Source organism: Micromonospora sp. NBC_01739, assembly GCF_035920385.1.
Classification (GTDB): Bacteria; Actinomycetota; Actinomycetes; order Mycobacteriales; family Micromonosporaceae; genus Micromonospora.
Map to the genome: position 1 here is coordinate 4,502,500 of NZ_CP109151.1, position 19,402 is coordinate 4,521,901.

Sequence of the window (19,402 nt, forward strand, 5' to 3'; positions counted from 1 at the left end):
AACTTCACGACGTCGCCCGTTGAGAGGAAGCCTATGTCCAGCGCCACCTTCGGTCGGTTCGCGCGCCCGGCCGTACTGCTCACCGGGGTTCTCCTCGCCGGCCTGATCGCCGGCTGCGGCTCGTCCGACGACGACTCGACGGCGGCCACCGGCCCGTCCGCCACCGCCTCCCCCTCCGCCACCCAGGCGGCGGCCGAGGGTGTGCTGGCCGTCCAGGACCCCTGGATCAAGGCGGCCGACTCGGGGATGACCGGGGCCTTCGTCACCCTGGTCAACAACACCGACACCGATGTCACCATCACCGGGGCTACCTCCTCCGTCTCGCCGATGGAGGTGCACGAGATGACCATGCGCGACGGGCAGATGGTCATGCAGGCCAAGGAGGGCGGTGTGGTGGTCAAGGCGCGCAGCGAGTACCGCCTGGAGCCCGGCGGCGACCACCTGATGCTGATGAACCTGGCCCAGCCGGTACGGGCCGGTGACGAGGTCAGCTTCACCCTGACCTTCGCCGACGGTCGGACCCAGACCTTCACCGCCGTGGCCAAGCCGTTCACCGGCGCCCAGGAGAGCTACGCCCCCGGTCACGGTGAGCCCTCACACGCCCCGTCGGCCAGCCACAGCCCGGCACCATGACCTCGACGAAACGGCCGGTGAGCCGACGCGGCCTGCTCACCGGGGGCGCGTTGGCTGCTGGCGGCACCCTGGTCGGCGCCGCCGCGGTCGCCGCCACCCGCGAGGCGGACAGCACCGGCACCCCGGCCCAGGTGCCGGTGGCTACCCTCGGCGAGGCGGTCGAGCCGTTCCACGGCGTACACCAGTCCGGCGTCGCGACCGAGCCCCAGGCGCACGCGGCCTTCGTCGCCTTCACCCTGCGTCCCGGCACCGACCGGGCCGCCCTGGGCCGGATGATGCGCCTGCTCTCCGACGACGCCGCCCGCCTGACCCAGGGCAGACCCGCGCTCGCCGACACCGAGCCGGAGCTGGGGCTGCTGCCGGCCCGGCTGACGGTCACCTTCGGCTTCGGTCCCGGCCTGTTCACCGCGGCCGGACTGGACGACCGGCGGCCTCCCTCAGTGGCCGACCTGCCGCCGTTCCCGATCGACCGGCTGCAACCGCGCTGGTCCGGTGGGGACCTGCTGGTGCAGATCTGCGCGGACGACCCGATCACGGTCGCCCACGCCCAGCGGGTCCTGATCAAGGACAGCCGCCCCTTCGCCACCGTCCGCTGGGTGCAGCAGGGCTTCCGGCGGGCCGCCGGGGCCGAACCGGGCCGTACCCAGCGCAACCTCTTCGGCCAGCTCGACGGCACCGCCAATCCCAAGCCGGGCCAGCCGTTGGAGACGGCGGTGTGGATCCCGGACGGGCCGGAATGGCTGCGCCACGGCACCACCCTGGTGCTTCGGCGGATCAGCATGGACCTGGAGACCTGGGACCTGCTGGGCCGCTCCGACCGGGAGTTCAGTGTCGGCCGACGGCTGGACACCGGCGCCCCGCTGACCGGCACCGACGAACACGACGAGCCGGACTTCGCCGCTCTCGGTCCGGATGGGCTGACGGTGATTCCGGACTTCTCCCACCTGACCCGGGCCCACGTGAGCGACGACCGGTTCCGGATTCTGCGCCGCCCCTACAACTACGACGGGGTGCCGGGCGCCGACGGTACCGCCGACAGCGGGCTGATCTTCGCCTCGTACCAGGCCGACATCACCCGACAGTTCCTGCCCATCCAGCAGCGGCTCGCCGAGCGGGACCTGCTCAACGAATGGACCACCCCGATCGGCTCCGCCGTCTTCGCCATTGCGCCCGGTTGTCCCGAGGGCGGCTGGGTCGGCCAGCAGCTGCTCGGCTGAGGAGGAGAATCGTCATATGCGCACCCGACTCCGCCACCTGTCCGCCCTGGGCCTGGTAGCCGCCCTGCTGGCCGCCACCGCCCTGCTGGTCGCGCCGGTCACCCCGGCCTACGCGCACAACGTGCTGCGCAAGGCCACCCCGGCCCAGGACGCCGAGCTGACCAAGGCGCCCAAGAAGATCACGCTGGACTTCCTCCAGAAGCTGAACCCGGCGTTCACCACGATCACCCTCAGCGATGCCGACAAGCAGCCGGTGGCCACCGGCGAGCCGGAGGTCGAGGGCACCAAGGGCACCGTCACGATCGACTCGACCCTGCCCAACGGCGTCTACACGGTGGCGTACCGGGTGGTCTCCAGCGACGGGCACCCGGTGCAGGGCTCGTACAAGTTCACCGTGGCCGACCCGAGCGCCACCGCCGAGCCCAGCCCCAGCCCCAGCCCCAGCCCGGAGCCGACCGAGCCGACGGAGAGCCCCAGCCCGACCGCCGAGCAGACCTCCGTCGCGCCCGCCAGCCCCGCCGCCGGCGACTCCTCCGGTGGGGGTGCGGGTACGGCCGCGCTGTTGACCGGTGCCGCCGTACTGGCTGCCCTGGCGATCGGCGCGGTGGTCGTCCTGCTGCGCCGCCGCCGCTCCGGTGACAGCGCGGCGTGAGCACACCGACCTGACCAGCCGGGTCGGGTCAGGTCGGGCCGGCAGTTCGCCGCGTCCGCCGGCAGCTGTGGGTCAGGCGCCGCGTGGGGCGTACATGATGACGGCCACCCCGAGCAGGCAGAGCGCCGCTCCGGTCAGATCCCAGCGGTCCGGGCGGAAGCCGTCGAAGATCATTCCCCAGGCCAGGGAACCGGCGACGAAGACCCCGCCGTACGCGGCCAGGATGCGCCCGAAGTTGGGATCCGGCTGGAAGGTGGCGACGAACCCGTACGCGCCCAGGGCCAGCACCCCGGCGGCGACGAACCACAGCCCTCGGTGCTCCCGCCAGCCCTGCCACACCAGCCAGGCCCCACCGATCTCGGCGACAGCGGCCAGCACGAACAGCACGACGGAACGCAGCACGGTCACCTGCCGCACCCTACTGCGCGTCACCGCAGGCAACCAGATGCCCGGGGACTACTCTCGGTCGGCGTTGAGGAGGTGGTGACCGTGCCGCCCGAGCAGCCACCCGTCGATCCGGACGTCGACCTCCGCGTCCCGCGCCAGCGTGCCGAGTTGCGCGGCGGCACCCCCAGCCTGCTGGCGGCGATCGCCCTCGGCGGCATGATCGGTGCCGTCCTGCGGCACGGCTTGGCGGTGGCGTTCCCACATTCCCCCACCGGCTTTCCGTGGGCCACCTTCGCGGTGAACGTCTCCGGCTGCCTGCTCATCGGCGTCCTGATGGTGTTGATCACCGAGGTGTGGACCGCGCCTCGACTGGTCCGGCCCTTCCTCGGCGTCGGGGTGCTCGGCGGATACACCACCTTCTCCACGTACGCGGTGCAGGTGCAGCAGGCGGTGGCGGCCGGTGCGGCACGGACCGCGCTGCTGTACCTGGCCGGCACCCTGGTCGCCGCGCTTCTCGCCGTCCGGGTCGGCCTCACGCTCACCCGGCTGGCGACCGGCGCGCGACGCCTGCGGAGCAGCGGATGACGGTCCTGCTCGTGGCGCTCGGCGCGGCCGTCGGCGCACCGCTGCGCTACCTGCTCGATCGGGCGGTGCAGGCCCGGCACGGCTCGGCGTTCCCGTGGGGCACCCTCACCGTCAACGTGCTGGGCTCCTTGATTTTCGGGGTGCTGATCGGTGGCGCGGGGGCAGGCGCGGTGCCCGGTTCCCTGGTCGCCCTGCTCGGCAGCGGGCTGTGCGGGGCGCTGACCACCTACTCGACCTTCGGTTACGAGACGATCCGCCTCGTCGAGACTGGTGCCCGCCGGTACGCCCTGGCCAACGCCGTGGTCAGTGTGACCGCCGCGCTCGGTGCCGCGTTCGGCGGCGTCACCCTGGCCGAGGCGATCTGGGCCTGAGCGCCTGGTTTGCCCTGGCCGCAGGCGGGTAGACGGCGGCCCGCTGAGCTGGGCGAGGAGGCTCCGGTGCGGGGTGAGCAGGCCGTGGACCCGCAGTCGCCGCTGCCCGACCTGCTGCACCGACTCGACGCGAGCGAACACGGGCTGACCACCGACCAGGCCCGCCAACGGCTCGCCGAGTACGGCCGCAACGAGTTGCGCCGAACCCGCAGACGAAGCTGGTGGCGGGAGCTCGGGCGGCAGCTGATCCATCCCCTCGCCCTGCTGTTGTGGGTGGCCGCGATCCTCGCCTGGGTGGCCGGTACCGCCGTGCTGGGCGCGGCGATCCTGGCGGTCATCGCGGTCAACGCGGTGTTCGCCTCGGTGCAGGAGCGGCAGGCCGAGCGGGCGGTCGAGGCACTGACCCGGTACCTCCCCCAGCAGGCACGCGCCTTGCGAGACGGCAACTGGCAGGAGGTTGCGGTCGGGGAACTGGTTCCGGGTGACGTGATCGCCATCGGCGAGGGTGATCGGATCAGCGCCGACGCCCGGCTGCTCGACGGCGGTGTCGAGGTCGACCTGTCCGCCCTGACCGGTGAGTCGCAGCCCGCCTACCGCAGCGCCGACGCGACCGGTCCCGCCGAGAGCCTCACCGAGGCCGGCAACCTGGTGTTCAGCGGTACGTCCTGCCTGTCGGACGAGGCCCGCGGGATGATCTACGCGACCGGGATGCGAACCGAGCTGGGCCGGATCGCCGCCCTGTCCCAGCGGGTCGGTCGGGAGGAGAGCCCGCTCGAACGGCAGGTACGTCGGGTGGCCTGGCTGATCGCGGCAGTGGCGATCGGTGCCGGTGTGGTCTTCTTCCCGATCGGGGTGTTCGCCGCCGGTATGCCGATCTCCGACGCGTTCACCTTCGCGATCGGGTTGCTGGTCGCGAACGTGCCTGAGGGACTGCTGCCCACCATCACGTTGGCGCTGGCCGTCGGCGTACGCGGACTCGCCCGGCTGGGTGCGGTGATCAAGCGGCTAAGCGCCGTGGAGACCCTCGGCTCCACCACCGTCATCTGCACCGACAAGACCGGCACCATCACCGAGAACCGGATGCGGGTGACCGCTGTACGCGCCGCCGACGAGTTGCTGGATCCGCTGCCCGACCCGGTGCCGTCGCCCGGTCCCGCGCTGTCCGCTCTGGCCGCCACGGCGGCCGCCTGCAACAACGCCGAACTGCGCCCGGACGCCGACGTCGGCGACCCGACCGAGACCGCGCTGCTGCACTTCGCCGCGATGATCCGGCAGCCGGCCGGCAGCCGGCGGCAGAGCCAGTTCCACTTCGACCCGAGACTGCGGCTGATGTCCACCGTCGACGCCGTCGGTGCGGATCTCTGGCTGCACACCAAGGGTGCGCCGGAGGAGGTGCTGCGCCGCTGCACCCGGGTCATCGGTGCCGACGGCGACGACCGGTCACTGACCGAGCAGGCGCGGGCCGAGCTGGCCGAAGCGGTGACCGGGCAGGCTCGGCAGGGCCGCCGCGTCCTCGCCCTGGCACGACGCCGGTTGACCGGGCCGCCCGGGGATCGGGACACGACCGAGCGGGAGCTGACCTTCCTCGGCTTCGTCGCCATGGTGGATCCACCCCGGGCAGCGGTGCCGGACGCGGTGGCCAAGTGCCACACCGCGGGAATCCGGATCATCATGGTCACCGGCGACCACGGGTTGACCGCGACCGCCGTGGCCCGGCAGGTCGGGATCACCCGGGGCGATCCGACCGTGCTGACCGGCGCGGATCTCGACCGGATGACTCCCCAGGCGCTGCGGGACCTGCTCGCCGAGCAACGCGAAGTGATCTTCGCCCGGGTGTCGCCCGAGGCCAAGCTGCACATCGCCGAGGCACTGCGCGCCGACGGCCAGATCGTGGCGATGACCGGCGACGGGGTCAACGACGCGCCGGCCCTGCGCCGGGCCGACATCGGTGTGGCGATGGGACGTTCCGGAACGGACGTGACCCGGGAAGCCGCGACGATGGTGCTCACCGACGACAACTTCGCCACCATCGTGGCCGCCGTCGGGGCCGGTCGCCGGGTCTACGCCAACGTCCGCAAGTTCATCCTGTACATCCTCGCCCACACCACGCCCGAGGTCGTCCCGTTCCTGATCTTCGCGCTCTCCGCCGGGGCGGTGCCGCTGCCGTTGACCGTGCTCCAGATCCTCGCCATCGACCTGGGCACGGAGACGCTGCCCGCCCTGGCGCTGGGTCGGGAGCCGGCCGAGCCGGGATTGATGAACCGCCCACCCCGACGGCGTACCGAACGGGTCATCGACCGGCGGATGCTGCTGCGGGCCTGGGCGTTCCTCGGGCTGGTCTCCGCCGTACTGGTGATGGCGGGCTTCTTCGCCGTCCTGCTCGCCGGCGGCTGGACGCCGGGCGCGCCGACCGGGCCGGGCACCGCGCTGCACGAGACCTACCTCCAGGCCACCACGATGACCTTCCTCGGCATCGTGGCCTGTCAGATCGGCACCGCGTTCGCGGCCCGTACCGAACGCGCTCCGTTGCGGGCCGTCGGTGTGTTCTCCAACCGCCTGCTGCTGTGGGGCATCGCCTTCGAACTCGCCGTCGCCGCCGTCATCGTGGCCCTGCCGCCGTTGCCGGAGGTCTTCGGTACCCGGCCACCACCGCCACCGGCCCTGGCGCTGCTACTGGTCTTCCCCGTCGTCGTGTGGGGGGCCGACGAACTGCGGCGCAGGTTGATCCGGGGACGGACGCACCCGGCGGCGGGTCAGTCGATCGGGCGGGCGGCCCGAGGTGCCCCCTGACCAGCTACGAAGTGGCCCGGTGGGGAACCATGCCGACCTGATGAGCGACTATCGGTACATGGGGTGCGAGCAGTGGCGGGAGATTCTGTCGGCGCGGTTGGACGGCGAGGCCACGCCGGATGAGGAGCGTGCGGCCGACCGGCATCTCGACACCTGTGTGCCCTGCCAGGGCTGGTTGGAGCAGGTCACCACGGTGACCCGACGGGCGCGTACCCAGGTGGTGTCGCAGCTGCCGGACCTGACCGGGGCCATCCTCAGCGCGGTGCCGCCGCAGGGTGGGCGTACCCCCCTCCCGCGGCGACGCCGGTTCGCCCCGCTAGCCGGTCGGGTCACCCGGGTGACCACCCTGCGGACCGCCCTGGGGCTGCTCGGGGCGGTGCAGTTGGTCCTCGGGCTGGCGCAGGTCGGGCGGGCCGAGGTCGCCCAGCACCTGCACGCCAGCGGCCAACACCTGTGGCACGAGTCCGCCGCCTGGAACGTGGCGGTCGGGGCCGGTTTCCTCTTCGTGGCGCTGCGCCGCACCCGCCCCTCCGGGCTGCTGCCGATGCTCAGTGCCTTCGTGGCCACCCTCGTGCTGCTGTCGGTCAACGATCTCGTCGCCTCCCAGGTAGCGGTGGAACGCCTGGTCAGTCACGGCTTCCTGGTGGTCGGTTATCTGATCACCCTGCTACTGGCGCGCAGCATGCGGCAGCCGGGTGACCCGAGCGATCGGCAGCGCCCGGAACGGTCCCGTTGGCGGCTGCGCCTCGACGAGACCGAGGAGCCCGCCACCCTGCGGCTGCTGCCCCCGTACTCGGCTCAGGCCCACCATGTCTCGGGGCAGGCCTCTCGCCGTGCCGCCTGACCGACCCGACCCGGCCTACCTGGTGCGCCGATCGACTCACTCGAATCGCGCGGTCCGCCGGGATGGGCCGTAGACTGCGACGATGAGGCGTGTGAGGTGATCGAGCAGGCCCGAGGGTACGGGCATCTGTGCTGGGCCTACGACGATCCCGCCGAGTTCACCACCCGGGCGGAGGACTTCCTCCGGGCCGGCCTGGCCGCCGGCGAGCGGGTCTGGTACGTCGTCCCCGACTCACCTGTTCCCGTCCGCGACCGGTGGCGCGAGCTGGACCTGTTCGCCGACGCGCTGCCCGCCGGTGCCGCCGAGGTGCTCACCCTGGACGCGACCTACTCCGGCCCGGCGGTGGTCGACCCGGCCGGTCAGGTGGCGGCGTACCAGTCGGCCATCCAGGCGGCCCTCGACGACGGCTACCGCGGCCTGCGGGTCGCTGCGGACTGCACCGGTCTGGTCCGTACCCCGGCCCAGCGGGAGGCCTTCGCCCGCTACGAGCAGCGGGTCAACCGGATGATGCCCGGGGCGGCCTTCCACGCCATGTGCGGATATCACCGGCCCACGTTGGGGGATCGGGCGACAGCCGAGCTGGCCTGTCTGCATCCGGAGCACAACCTGGCCGACCTGCTGTTCCGGTTGTACGCCCCGACGACCCACCAGGGTCACGCAGTGCTCGCCGGGGAACTCGACCCGGCCAACCACGACCTGTTCCGCGAAGCCTTGGAGCGCACCGAATTGCGACCGGTCGACGGCGAGTTGACACTGGACGCGCGTGGGCTACGTTTCCTCGATCACCGTACGCTGGTTCATCTGAGTGAGTACGCCCGGCAGTGGGAGGCGAGACTGGTGCTGCGCGGCTCTCCGGCCGGCACCGCCCGCCTGGTCGCGTTGTTGGATCTGCCCGGTCTGTGTGTGGAGGTGGCCCGGTGAGAACGGGTCCGGCCGCTGGACGGTCCGGCTACTTCCACGAGGCCCTGTGCTACGCCCTGGACGAGGAGTTGCTGGCCGTCGCGGTGCCCTTCCTGCTCGACGGGGTGGCGGCCGGCGAGCCGACCTTCGTGGCCCTCGGCGAGCGCACCGGCGGCCTGGTCCGCTCGGCGTTGCCGACCGACAGCGGGGTGCAGTTCCTCACCGGTGCCGGGGTGTACGCCCGGCCCACCGCCGCGATCCGGATGTACCGCAAGCTCCTGGCCGACCTGGTGGCCGACGGTGCGGAACAGATCCGGATCATCGGCGAGGTGCCGCCGCCCTCGCTCGGGTCGACCTGGGACTGGTGGGCCCGGTACGAGGCGGCGATCAACCGGGCGTACGACGACTGGCCGTTGTGGAGCATGTGCGCGTACGACACCCGGATCACCCCGGCCGAGGTGCTGGCCGATGTCGCCGCCACCCACCCTCACTTCGCCACCGCCGACCGGGGGCACCTGCCCAGCCCCGACTATCTGCCCCCGGAGACCTTCCTGCGGCGCAACCGGCCGGTGCCCCCCGACCCGATCCAGGCCTACCCGCCGGTGCTCGAACTGACCGACCCGACCGCCGCCCAGGCCCGCTCGGCGGTGCACCGCGCCGGTCCGGGGCTCCTGCCGGCGGAGGACTTCGACGACTTCGTGATCGCGGTCAGCGAGACCGTGACCAACGGGCTGCGGCACGGGTCTCCACCCGTGCGGCTGCGCCTGTGGACGGCCCCGGACCGCATCGTGGCCACCGTCAGCGACACCGGCAGTGGGCCGGAGGACCCCTACGCCGGTCTGCTGCCGCCGACCGGCGGCAAGCCGGGCGGGCTGGGCCTGTGGATCACCTACCAGTCGTGCAACCACGTCACCCACTACCGGGACGCCGAGGGCTTCACCCTCCGGCTCACCGCCGGTCAACCCCCGATGCCGGGTGCGGCCGTACACAGCGAACCGCCGGGCGACGACAGTCGACCCGGCGGTTCGGTGGATCAGCAGGTCAGCTCCGGAACGCGTCCTTGATCTTCTCACCGGCCTGCTTGATGTTGGCGCGGGTCTGATCGGCGCGGCCCTCGGCCTCCAACTGCTCGTTGTCGGTGACCCGGCCGACACCCTCCTTGACCTTGCCGGTGGTGTTCTCGGTGCTGTTGTTGAACTTGTCCTCGACACCCATGTCAGCCTCCCGGGTTCGTTCGTTGGCTACCTCCATCAGGTACCCAGCCGAGCCCCGGCGAATCACCTGAATCAGCCGACGACCGGACGGAACCGACGCAGCCGCAGACTGTTGGCCACCACGAACACCGAGGAGAAGGCCATCGCCGCCCCGGCGATCATCGGGTTGAGCAGCCCGGCGGCGGCCAGGGGCAGGGCCGCCACGTTGTACGCGAAGGCCCAGAACAGGTTGCCCTTGATGGTGCCCAGGGTGCGCCGGGCCAGCCGGATGGCGTCCACCGCGGCCAGCAGGTCGTCCCGGACCAGGGTCAGGTCGGAGGCCTCGATCGCCGCGTCCGTGCCGGTGCCCATGGCCAGGCCGAGGTCGGCCTGGGCCAGGGCGGCGGCGTCGTTGACCCCGTCACCGACCATCGCCACCACCCGGCCCTCGGCCTGAAGCCGGGAGACGACCTCGACCTTCTCCGCCGGCAGCACCTCCGCGATCACCTCGTCGATGCCCACCTCGGCGGCCACCGCCGCCGCGACGGTGGAGTTGTCACCGGTCAGCAGCACCGGGGTCAGGCCGAGAGCCCGCAGCCGGCGTACCGCCTCCCCGCTGGTCGGCTTGACCTGGTCGGCCACCGCCAGCACGGCCCGGGCCCGGTTCTCCCAACCGACCACCACCGCCGTACGCCCGGCCGCCTCCGCATCGGTCGCCGCCCGCGCCAGATCCTCCGGTACGACCAGACCCCGCTCCCGCAGCAGCCGGGATCGACCCAGCAGCAGCTCCCGGCCCTCCACTGCGCCGGTGACCCCCAGCCCGGCGACGTTCGCGAAGCCGGTGACCGGCGGCAACTCGCCGACCTCGGCGGCCCCGGCGACCACGGCCCGGGCCACCGGATGCTCCGAGCCGGCCTCCAGGGCGGCGGCCAGCCGAAGCACCTCGTCCCGCTGCTCGCCCGCGCCCGGGGTCACCTCCAGCAGGGTCATCCGTCCGGTGGTGACCGTGCCGGTCTTGTCCAGCACTACCGTGTCCACCCGCTTGGTGGACTCCAGCATCTCCGGCCCCTTGATCAGCACACCCAGTTGGGCTCCGCGTCCCGTGCCGACCAGCAGGGCGGTCGGGGTGGCCAGGCCCAGGGCGCAGGGGCAGGCGATGATCAGTACCGCCACCGCGGCGGTGAAGGCCGCGGTCGGTCCGGCCCCGGAGCCCAGCCACCAGCCCAGGGTCCCGGCCGCCAGCAGCAGGACGACCGGTACGAAGATCCCGGAGATGCGGTCCGCCAGCCGTTGGGCGGCGGCCTTGCCGGACTGCGCCCGCTCGACCAGCCGGGCCATCTGGGCCAGTTGGGTGTCGCCGCCGACCCGGGTGGCGGTGACCACCAGTCGTCCGCCTGCATTGACGCAGCCCCCGACCACGGGGTCGCCCACCCCGACCTCGACCGGCACGGACTCCCCGGTGACCAGGCTGGTGTCGACCGCCGAGGAGCCCTCCGCCACCTTGCCGTCGGTGGCGATCTTCTCGCCGGGCCGCACCACGAACCGGTCCCCCACCGCGAGCTGTTCGACCGGGATCCGCTGCTCCACCCCGCCGCGCAGCACGGAGACGTCCTTGGCGCCGAGTTCCAGCAGGGCCCGCAGGGCCGCCCCGGCGGTGCGCTTGGACCGGGCCTCGAAGTACCGCCCGGCGAGGATGAAGGCGGTCACCCCGGCCGCCGCCTCCAGGTAGATGTTGCCGGCACCGTCGGTACGGCTGATGTCGAAGCTGAAGGGGTGGGTCATTCCGGGGGTGCCGGCGGTGCCGAGGAACAAGGCCCACACCGACCAGCCGAAGGCGGCCAGGGTGCCCACCGAGACCAGGGTGTCCATGGTCGCGGCGCCGTGTCGCAGGTTGACCAGGGCGGCCCGGTGGAACGGCAGCCCGCCGTAGACCACGACCGGGGCGGCCAGCACCAGGGACAGCCACTGCCAGTAGGTGAACTGCCAGGCCGGCACCATGGCCAGCACGATCACCGGCACGGCCAGCGCCACCGAGACCCACAGTCGGGTACGCAGACTCCGCAGCTCGTCCACCGGCTCCTCGCCGGTGGCTTCCGCGGCGGGCGGCTCGGGCAGCCTGGCCTGGTAGCCGGTCTTCTCCACCGTGGCGATCAGGTCCTGCGGGGTCAGCGACTCCGGGTAGGAGACGCTGGCCTTCTCGGTGGCGTAGTTGACGCTGGCCTGCACCCCCTCCAGCCGGTTCAGCTTCTTCTCGATGCGGGCGGCGCACGCGGCGCAGGTCATCCCACCGATCGACAGCTCGATCTGGTTGGTCGCGGTGGGCAGCGGGCTGCTGGTGGTCATCGCTGGTCCCGTCAGTTGTGCTCGTGTCCGGGGGTGCCGTGCTCGTCGGCGATGAGGCCCCCCGGGCTGGGGATGGCGCCCGGGTCACCGACGTGCACGGTGAACTCGGCGGTGCGTACCACCCCGTCGTGGCGGAAGTCGAGGTAGAGCCGGTACGCCCCGGCCGAGGGGAACTCGGCGCCGAAGCGCACCTGGGGCCCGGGTGCCGTCCGTCCGTCTCCCGGCTGACCCTCGGGGTGCACGTGCAGGTAGGCCAGGTCCCCCTGGCGCAGTGCGACCAGGTGGCCGAAGGCTCCCAGATGCGGTTCGAGATTCCGGACCGGCACCCCGTCCCGGCTGACGGTGAAGGTCAGGGTGGTGTTGCCGCCCGGCTGGGGGGTGCCGTGGAAGTCGACGGTGTAGTCGTGGACCCGGGTGCTGCCGGCCGGGGCGGGCAGGGGCTGCTCGGTCAACTCCCCCGGCACGGTCAGGTCCACCCCGAGGGTCAGGGCCTCGCCGCCGATCGGGGTGAAGTCGGCGAAGGCCCGCCACACCCCGGGGGAACTCAACGGCGAGGCGACCCGCCAGGTGCCGTCGGCGGCCATCTCCGGGTGCACGTGCTGGAAGCCGCCGAGATCCCGCCGGGCGACGATCAGGTGCATCGGCTTGTCGTGGTTCACCTCGTACCGGGTCACCGGCTTCCCGTCAGGGCCGGTGACCCGGAAGGCGAACTCGCCCTCGGGGGCGGCGACCGGCACCAGGGTGTAGCCCCGGTCGGAGACGAGCAGCCCGCCCGGCAGGTGCCCACCGGGATCCGGGGTGTCGTGGCCGGGTGCGGTCGTGTCGTGCGAGCCGTCGCCCGCCTGGTGGCCCTCGGCGACGATCGGGGCGGGCGGGTCGGTCAGCTGACCTACCCCGTAGGCCGCGCCGAACACCGCCACCAGACCTAGCGCGAAGCCGGTCAGCTTCGTCGCTGTGTTCATGGTCGCACCTCGGGTTTCCGCCGTCGGTCGCCTCAGGCGCCGACCAGTTCGTATCCGGCCTCGTCGACGGCCGCGCGGACCGCCTCGTCGTCCAGCGGCTGTTCGCTGGTGACCTTGACCTGGCCGGTGGCCAGGTCAACCGCTACCTCGGTGACCCCGGGCAGCGCGGTGACCTCGGCGCTGACCGCGCCGACGCAGTGTCCGCAGGTCATGCCCTGCACCTGGTACGTCGTGGTGACCATGGAACTCTCCTCCTCCGCCTGACCCGGCCGAGAGGCGGCCGGCGTCTTGAAGAATACCCACGGGGGGTATCTCCAACGCCGACCCTAACATACCCCCCGGGGGTAGGTTATCCTCGTTGTCATGACCACACCCGCGCCGATCCGTGGCTACACCGCCAGCAAGGACCAACTGCTAGCCCGGCTTCGCCGGGTCGAGGGTCAGGTACGCGGCGTCGAGAAGATGGTCGACGAGGATCGCTACTGCATCGACGTGCTGACCCAGATCTCCGCCATCCAGGCGGCACTGGACAAGGTCGCCCTGGGCCTGCTCGACGGGCACGCCCGGCACTGCATGCACACCGGCGCAGTCGAGGGCCGCGCCGACGAGATGGCCACCGAGATGATGGCCGCCGTGGGCCGCCTGATGAAGCGGGGCTGAACGCCACCACGACACCCAGGTCGCCGGCCGCGAACCGCCGAGGAACGGGCGCGGCCTGCGATCCGATCCCGGGCTGGCTACGATTCCCAGACGATGGTCTGCCGACATCCGGGCCCACCGGCCTGCGTCCGCCACCGGCGGCGCACCCGCATCCGCCGCCACTGTCCGGCGGCCGGTCAGAGCCCACCCCGGCAATCACCGTACGCAGCGGGTCCGCCACATTCCGGCCACCTCGGCCGCCCACCGCGACAGTCGTACGACCGGGCTGAACCGACTCGCCCGCCGACACGTACTCCGCTGAAGAGATCGTTGGGAGACTAGCGAATGGGCGCCGATCACAGCCGGACCGCTCCGCCCACCCCGCCCGGGGTGCGGCGGATCCTCATCGTGACGGTCGTCCCCCTCTTCCTCGTCACGTTGATCGCCGCCCTGGTGCTCTGGCCCCGCGACGCCCCCCGCCCGGAGGCCGCCGACGACCTGCCCCGCTACCAGGGCACGGTCACCCGGGTGGTCACCGAACCCTGCCCGCCCAACCCCACCGTGCCGGAGGGCACCCCGACCACCGGCGGGGGTCCCTGCGGCACCGTCACGGTGCAGGTCCAGGACGGCCCGGACGCCGGTCAGCAGGTCGACACCCCCATCCCGGCCGGGCCGGGCGCCCCCTCGGTGGACGTCGGCGACGAGGTCATCCTGGTCTCGCTGATCGACCCGGAGGACCCCTCGATCAGCAACTACAACATCGCCGAGCACCAGCGGGGGATGCCCCTGATCTGGCTGGGGGTGCTCTTCGCCGCCGCCATCGTGGCCTTCGGGCGGCTGCGCGGGCTGGCGGCCCTGGCCGGGCTGGGGGCCAGCTTCGCCATCCTGCTCACCTTCGTACTGCCGGGCATCAGCGCCGGCCAGCCGCCCCTGGTGGTGGCCATCGTCGGCGCCGCGTTGATCATGTTCGTGGTGCTGTACCTGACCCACGGGGTGTCCGCGCAGACCTCGGTGGCCGTACTCGGCACCCTCGGCGCCCTGGTGCTCACCGGGCTGCTCGGTCTGGCCGCCACGAACGCCACCCACCTGACGGGGTTCGGCAGCGAGGACGCCACCACCCTGTCGATGTTCCGGGGCGATGTCGACCTGCACGGCCTGCTGCTGGCCGGCATCATCATCGGTTCGCTGGGGGTCCTCGACGACGTCACCGTCACCCAGGCCGCGGCGGTCACCGAGTTGGCCCACGCCAACCCCAACCTGTCCCGCCGCCAGCTGTACCGCTCGGCCACCCGGGTGGGCCGGGCCCACATCGCCTCGGTGGTGAACACCATCGTCCTGGCGTACGCCGGTGCCTCGCTGCCCCTGCTGCTCCTGCTGACGGCCGACTCCCGCGCCCTGGGGCAGATCCTCACCAGCGAGTTCCTGGCCCAGGAGATCGTCCGCAGTGTGGTGGCCACCCTGGGGCTGATCGCCGCCGTACCCCTGACCACCGCCCTGGCCACGGTGGTGACCACCGCCGGTCGGCAGCGCGCCGGGACGGACCTCGCGGCCCCCGCCCCCGACGAGGTGGCCGCCGTCGGCGAAGGCCGCCCCCGGGTCCCCCGGCCGGCTACGGACCGGGCCGAGGCCCTGCAGGCTCTCAGCGATCCGCGTACCCGTCACACACCCCCCGCCACCCGTTCGGAGTGGCCCGAACCGGACAGGAGCACCGACACCCCATGGTGACACTGCTCAACGTGAGCACGCCGACCACATCGGTCGCTATGCGTGGCGCTCGTCACCCATTGCGATTACGAAATGACGTATCTCGCCGGGTTCGGTACGTAGAAGCCCAGACGGACTCTCGGGTAACCTCACTGCCGGTCACCGCCGAAGGCGCGCACCGGCGCCTGCGGTGCCACCGCCCAATCGCCGCCAGGCGAGCCGGGGACCCAGGTACCTGGGGTGAATCCGCGAAAGCGGTAGGGGCCACTTCCGTCCCGAACCCGTCAGCTAACCCGGTCGGCGGTCGATGGAAGGGAAGACAGTGACGGCACCCCTACGCCGCTGGTTGACGCCCGTGGTGGCCGTGTTCGCCGCGTTCGCCGTCTTCGCCGGCCCCCTGCCGGCGACGGCTGCGCCGAACGCCCCCAAACCAGCCGGTCACGACGACGATCCGCCGATGCTCAACGAGTTGATCGAGGCGACCAACCGGGACTACACCAAGGCCAAGTCGAAGCTGGAGAAGTCCAAGAAGAAGCAGCTCAAGCTGGCCGTCGAACTCCGCCGCGCCGAGGCCGACCTGGACGCCCTTGCCCCACAGGTCGCCGAGATCGCCACCCAGTCGTACCGGACCGGGCGGGTCGGCGCGATCGCCATGCTGTTGCAGACCAACGCGCCGGACTCCTTCATCCACCGGGCCTCCGCCCTGGACGAGCTGAACCTGGTCAACAGCAAGAAGCTGGCCGAGGTCAACGCGGTCAAGCGCCGCGCCGAGACGGCCAAGCTGGCGCTCGACGCCGAGGTACGCGAGCAGCAGAAGCTGACCAACGACATGGCCCGCAAGAAGAGCGACGCGGAGAAGTCCCTCCGGCTGGTCGGTGGGGTCGGCCTCACCGGTGGCCTGGTGGCCGCTACCTCCCCGGTGGCCCGCCCCGGCCCCAACCGGTCCTCCGACGGCGGCTGGAAGCCCGAGTCGTGCAACCAGGACGACCCGACCACCTCGGGCTGCATCACCGCGCGCACCCTGCACATGTACAAGGAGGTCAAGCGGGCTGGGTTCAACCGGTTCGTCGGCTGCTACCGCCCGGGTGACAAGTGGGAGCACCCCAAGGGCCGGGCCTGTGACTGGTCGTTGCAGAACAGCGGTTTCCGCCCCTGGTACAACAACGACACCCGGATCTACGGCAACAACCTGGCCGCCTTCCTGGTCCGTAACGCCGACCGGCTGGGTGTCTACTACGTGATCTGGAACCGGCAGATCTGGTTCCCGGCGACCGGATGGAGTTCCTACAGCGGCCCGTCGAACCACACCGACCACGTACACGTCTCGATGCTCTAGCGTCTCCGGCACCGCTTCGAGGGCCGTCCCGCCGGCTGGCAGGACGGCCCTCGTCGTCAGGCGGCGAGGGCGGCGGTGGCAACCAGGTCGGCGGGCTCCGCGGCCACCGCCCGGGCCTCCCCGGCGGCCAGCCGGTACGACATGCCGACCACCGCGCAGCGCCCGGCGGACACCTCGGCGGCCAGGGTGGTGGAGGCCTCCAGCATCGCCGTCACGGTCTGCGCGATGTGGATGTCGACGATCTGGTTCAGGTCCTCCACCCCGGCGGCCTCCGCCCGGCGCAGGCTGGGCACCACGGCGTCCACCACCGCGCCCAGGTGCCCGGCGGGGGTGCTGCCGGTGGCCAGGGCCGCCCGGGCCGCCTGCACGGCACCGCACGAGTCGTGCCCGAGCACCACCACCAACGGCGTACGCAGGACGGCCACCGCGTACTCGACACTGCCCAGCACCTCGGGGCCGATGGTGTGCCCGGCGGTACGGACCACGAAGAGGTCCCCCAGCCCACGATCAAAGATGATCTCGGCGGCCAGTCGGGAGTCCGAGCAGCCCACGATCACCGCGAAGGGATGCTGCTCGGCCGCCACGGCGGCCCGCCGCCCGGCGTTCTGATTCGGATGCCACGGGGTGTCGGTGACGAACCGCCGGTTGCCGGCGATCAGCTCGGCCAGCGCCCGCTGCGGGGCACCCGGAAGATCCGCAGTGAGCAGTTCACGCTCCAGCCCTGGGTGTGTTCCGATCGCTCCGGGTCGACTCATCCGGCGTCTCCTCGCTGCTCATGGGATGCCTGGTCACCCCGGCCGACGCTGGTCGCGGGCTGCTCCAACCGTCACACGCACTGCAAGCCGCGTCAAGCAATGCGTGATATGCATTTCAGGTATCGCCGAACACTTGCCTTCGCGCAGGTCAGGGTGCTCGGGCCGGACGGCGTGGCCCGGAGAAGCCGAAAGGCCCATACGATGGGCGGCATGGCAACCACCGGCGAGCGGGAGAACGCCCGTAACTGGACTTTTCTCACCAATCATGCTCATGTGCTGCTCGCCATCGCCCGCAACCCCACCGCCCGGTTACGGGACGTCGCCGACGAGGTGGGGGTGACCGAGCGGGCCGCCCAGGCCATCGTCGCCGACCTGGAGGCCGGGGGTTACCTGCACCGCACCCGGGTCGGGCGACGCAACGAGTACACCCTCAACCCGGCCGGCCGGTTCCGTCACCCCGCCGAGGCCGATCGGCAGGTCGGCGACCTGCTGGCGTTGTTCACCAAGGAGCCGGTGGCCGGCCCCACCCCCTGACAGCTGTGCGGCCCCGGCGGCCCGTCCGCTGCGGCAGTGACGGCGTGGTCGGCTTCACCATCCCGGGCCGAACGGACCGCTGCGATCCTGCGGCAGGGGCGATAGGTTTGACCGCGTGCCGACTTTCGCGTTCGCCCGTCCACTGTGGCCGGCCGGGCGCTGCGCGCTGGCGGATCTGACCCGCCTGGCGCTGGTGGCACTCATCCTCGCGGTCGGTCTCGGCGGGGTCACCGCAGGTCGCCCCGACACCACCGATCTCCCGGCGGCGCCGGCCACCACCGGACTCGCCAGCCGAGCCGTGGATGGCCCTCTGACCAAGTGGCCGGGACGAGAGGTGTCGACCTCCACCGGGCCTGCGGTCACCGCTGCGCCCGCCACCGGGTCTGTGGTCTCCGTTGCGTCCGCCATCGGTCACGCGCCAACCCAGCCCGTCCGGGCGCTCGCCGTAACCGTGGTGTCGCACCCTGAGCCCTCCGAGGCCGCTGCCGCGCCGGCCATCGCCGTCGCGCCCCGGCCCGCCGTCGTACACCTCGCGACCGGTGCCGGTGAACCGACCCGGCGCGGCCCACCCACCGCCTGACCGGAGCGAGCCGAGGAGCGCCGCCCGACCGGGTCGGGCTGAGAACCATCGGCCGACCGGGGGCTGACCACCGCCGATACCGGCCCGTCCCGCCCCCGGTCAGGGCCGCAGTCCAGAACCCGTGCCACCGCCTCCCGGCCTCGTTCCCGCCCTGGCAGCACAGACGACGAAACCTATCCGCCACGAGGTGCTGATGATGCAGACCACTCTCTCCGCCGTCCTTCCCGACGTGCCCCGGGCCGCCGCGATCTGGCTGAGCCTGTTGGGCATCGTCACGCTCGCCGTCTCCGCTCTGCTGCTGCGTCCCCGGCGGCTCCGGTTCGACGTGGGTGCCCGCATCCGCGAGGCCGCCCTGCCGAGTCCGCCGGAGCCCCACGAGGAGGACCGGTGGGCTCAGGAGGTCATGGTGGCCGCCGAGCGGGCCGAGGCGACCGCTCGCCGCCGACGCGAGGAGTGGGTGGCCGCGCAGGACGCGGCCGAGCAGGCGTGGCAGGCGTACCAGGCGGCGGAGGCGGACGTTCGTCGGTTGGCCGACGCCGCGAGCATGCCGCTGCCGCAGACCCCCCGCACCCCGGCCGAGTACGCCGACCGGGAGCGCTGGTTGCACCGGGCGGCCCTGGAGGCGTACTGGCGGCGGGATCTGTCGGTGGAGCAGCTCAGTGACGTCTTCGCGCACCGTGGCTGGGATCCCCGCCTGCACCCGGTCGAGCAGGAGTTGGTGCTGCACCGGGCGATCCGCGACCACCGGCTGGCCCAGCAGCGCATCGCCCGCGACCTGGAGCAGGAAGCCTGGCACGCCGCCGAGGCGGCCGCCGCAGCCGCCCGCAGCCTGCGAGCGGAGACCGTCTCCGCCCTCCTGCCGGCAGCCGAACCCCAGGATTCCCTGCTCCCCTTCGCCGAACCCGACACCGACCAGACCCGCGACCTCCCCGCCGTCCCCGTCTCCACCCCCCGAACCCCCGCCACCGCCTACTAAC

At 72.3% G+C, this 19,402-nt stretch carries 21 protein-coding genes and 1 riboswitch; of the genes, 15 read left to right on the plus strand and 6 right to left on the minus strand.

Going from position 1 to position 19,402, the window contains the following annotated elements; all coding sequences use genetic code 11:
* The first annotated feature begins 33 nt into the window (after window positions 1–33).
* From OIE53_RS20280 to OIE53_RS20290, 3 genes are read left to right on the plus strand one after another with little or no spacing between them, the layout of a single operon-like run.
* Window positions 34–633 (plus strand): copper chaperone PCu(A)C, encoded by a 600-nt coding sequence (locus OIE53_RS20280; RefSeq protein ID WP_327023109.1) that lies wholly within the window; start codon window positions 34–36, stop codon window positions 631–633.
* Window positions 630–1,850 carry a Dyp-type peroxidase gene (locus OIE53_RS20285; RefSeq protein WP_327023110.1) on the plus strand — a complete coding sequence of 407 codons (1,221 nt, stop codon included), beginning with the start codon at window positions 630–632 and terminating at the stop codon, window positions 1,848–1,850. The genes OIE53_RS20280 and OIE53_RS20285 overlap by 4 nt, the downstream gene beginning before the upstream one ends.
* Window positions 1,851–1,866: 16 nt before the next feature.
* Window positions 1,867–2,502: a copper resistance CopC family protein gene (locus OIE53_RS20290; protein ID WP_327023111.1), complete on the plus strand. Its 636-nt coding sequence runs from the start codon at window positions 1,867–1,869 to the stop codon at window positions 2,500–2,502.
* Window positions 2,503–2,574: 72 nt separating this feature from the next.
* Here the strand turns inward: OIE53_RS20290 and OIE53_RS20295 are convergent, their stop codons facing one another.
* Complete coding sequence (locus tag OIE53_RS20295; RefSeq protein ID WP_327023112.1) at window positions 2,575–2,910, minus strand: YnfA family protein; 336 nt, start codon at window positions 2,908–2,910, stop codon at window positions 2,575–2,577.
* A 75-nt stretch (window positions 2,911–2,985) separates the two neighbouring features.
* Here OIE53_RS20295 and crcB (OIE53_RS20300) point away from each other — a divergent pair, with 75 nt between their 5' ends.
* From crcB (OIE53_RS20300) to OIE53_RS20325, 6 genes are all read left to right on the plus strand, one after another.
* Window positions 2,986–3,474, plus strand: coding sequence for a fluoride efflux transporter CrcB (gene crcB / locus OIE53_RS20300; RefSeq protein ID WP_327023113.1), 489 nt, complete (start codon window positions 2,986–2,988; stop codon window positions 3,472–3,474).
* Complete coding sequence (gene crcB / locus OIE53_RS20305) at window positions 3,471–3,845, plus strand: fluoride efflux transporter CrcB (RefSeq protein WP_327023114.1); 375 nt, start codon at window positions 3,471–3,473, stop codon at window positions 3,843–3,845. Before crcB (OIE53_RS20300) ends, crcB (OIE53_RS20305) begins: the two co-directional genes overlap by 4 nt.
* Window positions 3,846–3,911: 66 nt before the next feature.
* The gene (locus tag OIE53_RS20310) at window positions 3,912–6,635 is read left to right on the plus strand and encodes a cation-translocating P-type ATPase (protein WP_327023115.1); all 2,724 of its coding nucleotides are present in this window, start codon (window positions 3,912–3,914) and stop codon (window positions 6,633–6,635) included.
* Between the two features lie 58 nt (window positions 6,636–6,693).
* Window positions 6,694–7,479: a zf-HC2 domain-containing protein gene (locus tag OIE53_RS20315; protein WP_327027297.1), complete on the plus strand. Its 786-nt coding sequence runs from the start codon at window positions 6,694–6,696 to the stop codon at window positions 7,477–7,479.
* 96 nt (window positions 7,480–7,575) lie between these two features.
* Entirely contained in the window at window positions 7,576–8,400 is an 825-nt protein-coding gene (locus tag OIE53_RS20320) for an MEDS domain-containing protein (protein ID WP_327023116.1), read from the plus strand.
* Window positions 8,397–9,443, plus strand: a complete 1,047-nt coding sequence (locus tag OIE53_RS20325; RefSeq protein WP_327023117.1) for an anti-sigma factor RsbA family regulatory protein — start codon at window positions 8,397–8,399, stop codon at window positions 9,441–9,443. Before OIE53_RS20320 ends, OIE53_RS20325 begins: the two co-directional genes overlap by 4 nt.
* Here the strand turns inward: OIE53_RS20325 and OIE53_RS20330 are convergent.
* The 4 genes from OIE53_RS20330 to OIE53_RS20345 all read right to left on the minus strand — a co-directional run bounded on the left by OIE53_RS20330 (window position 9,421) and on the right by OIE53_RS20345 (window position 13,119).
* Window positions 9,421–9,594, minus strand: coding sequence for a CsbD family protein (locus tag OIE53_RS20330; protein ID WP_327023118.1), 174 nt, complete (start codon window positions 9,592–9,594; stop codon window positions 9,421–9,423). The two genes, OIE53_RS20325 and OIE53_RS20330, sit on opposite strands and share 23 nt — an antisense overlap.
* A gap of 71 nt (window positions 9,595–9,665) precedes the next feature.
* The gene (locus tag OIE53_RS20335) at window positions 9,666–11,915 is read right to left on the minus strand and encodes a heavy metal translocating P-type ATPase (RefSeq protein WP_327023119.1); all 2,250 of its coding nucleotides are present in this window, start codon (window positions 11,913–11,915) and stop codon (window positions 9,666–9,668) included.
* Window positions 11,916–11,926: 11 nt separating this feature from the next.
* On the minus strand, window positions 11,927–12,877 hold the full coding sequence (locus OIE53_RS20340; protein ID WP_327023120.1) for a hypothetical protein: 951 nt from the start codon (window positions 12,875–12,877) through the stop codon (window positions 11,927–11,929).
* Between the two features lie 32 nt (window positions 12,878–12,909).
* The gene (locus OIE53_RS20345) at window positions 12,910–13,119 is read right to left on the minus strand and encodes a heavy-metal-associated domain-containing protein (RefSeq protein WP_327023121.1); all 210 of its coding nucleotides are present in this window, start codon (window positions 13,117–13,119) and stop codon (window positions 12,910–12,912) included.
* A 121-nt stretch (window positions 13,120–13,240) separates the two neighbouring features.
* Here OIE53_RS20345 and OIE53_RS20350 point away from each other — a divergent pair, with 121 nt between their 5' ends.
* The 3 genes from OIE53_RS20350 to OIE53_RS20360 all read left to right on the plus strand — a co-directional run bounded on the left by OIE53_RS20350 (window position 13,241) and on the right by OIE53_RS20360 (window position 16,556).
* Entirely contained in the window at window positions 13,241–13,537 is a 297-nt protein-coding gene (locus OIE53_RS20350) for a metal-sensitive transcriptional regulator (protein WP_327023122.1), read from the plus strand.
* Window positions 13,538–13,861: 324 nt separating this feature from the next.
* Entirely contained in the window at window positions 13,862–15,241 is a 1,380-nt protein-coding gene (locus OIE53_RS20355; RefSeq protein ID WP_327023123.1) for a YibE/F family protein, read from the plus strand.
* A gap of 166 nt (window positions 15,242–15,407) precedes the next feature.
* A riboswitch (cyclic di-AMP (ydaO/yuaA leader) is annotated at window positions 15,408–15,538 on the plus strand.
* 4 nt (window positions 15,539–15,542) lie between these two features.
* Window positions 15,543–16,556 carry a coiled-coil domain-containing protein gene (locus OIE53_RS20360; RefSeq protein ID WP_327023124.1) on the plus strand — a complete coding sequence of 338 codons (1,014 nt, stop codon included), beginning with the start codon at window positions 15,543–15,545 and terminating at the stop codon, window positions 16,554–16,556.
* A 56-nt stretch (window positions 16,557–16,612) separates the two neighbouring features.
* Here the strand turns inward: OIE53_RS20360 and OIE53_RS20365 are convergent, their stop codons facing one another.
* Entirely contained in the window at window positions 16,613–17,311 is a 699-nt protein-coding gene (locus tag OIE53_RS20365; protein WP_327023125.1) for a carbonic anhydrase, read from the minus strand.
* Between the two features lie 201 nt (window positions 17,312–17,512).
* Between OIE53_RS20365 and OIE53_RS20370 the strand changes: the two genes are divergently transcribed.
* The 3 genes from OIE53_RS20370 to OIE53_RS20380 all read left to right on the plus strand — a co-directional run bounded on the left by OIE53_RS20370 (window position 17,513) and on the right by OIE53_RS20380 (window position 19,401).
* Entirely contained in the window at window positions 17,513–17,845 is a 333-nt protein-coding gene (locus OIE53_RS20370) for a helix-turn-helix transcriptional regulator (RefSeq protein WP_327023126.1), read from the plus strand.
* 115 nt (window positions 17,846–17,960) lie between these two features.
* The gene (locus tag OIE53_RS20375) at window positions 17,961–18,425 is read left to right on the plus strand and encodes a hypothetical protein (RefSeq protein ID WP_327023127.1); all 465 of its coding nucleotides are present in this window, start codon (window positions 17,961–17,963) and stop codon (window positions 18,423–18,425) included.
* 193 nt (window positions 18,426–18,618) lie between these two features.
* Window positions 18,619–19,401 (plus strand): hypothetical protein, encoded by a 783-nt coding sequence (locus tag OIE53_RS20380; RefSeq protein ID WP_327023128.1) that lies wholly within the window; start codon window positions 18,619–18,621, stop codon window positions 19,399–19,401.
* Window position 19,402 lies beyond the last annotated feature (1 nt).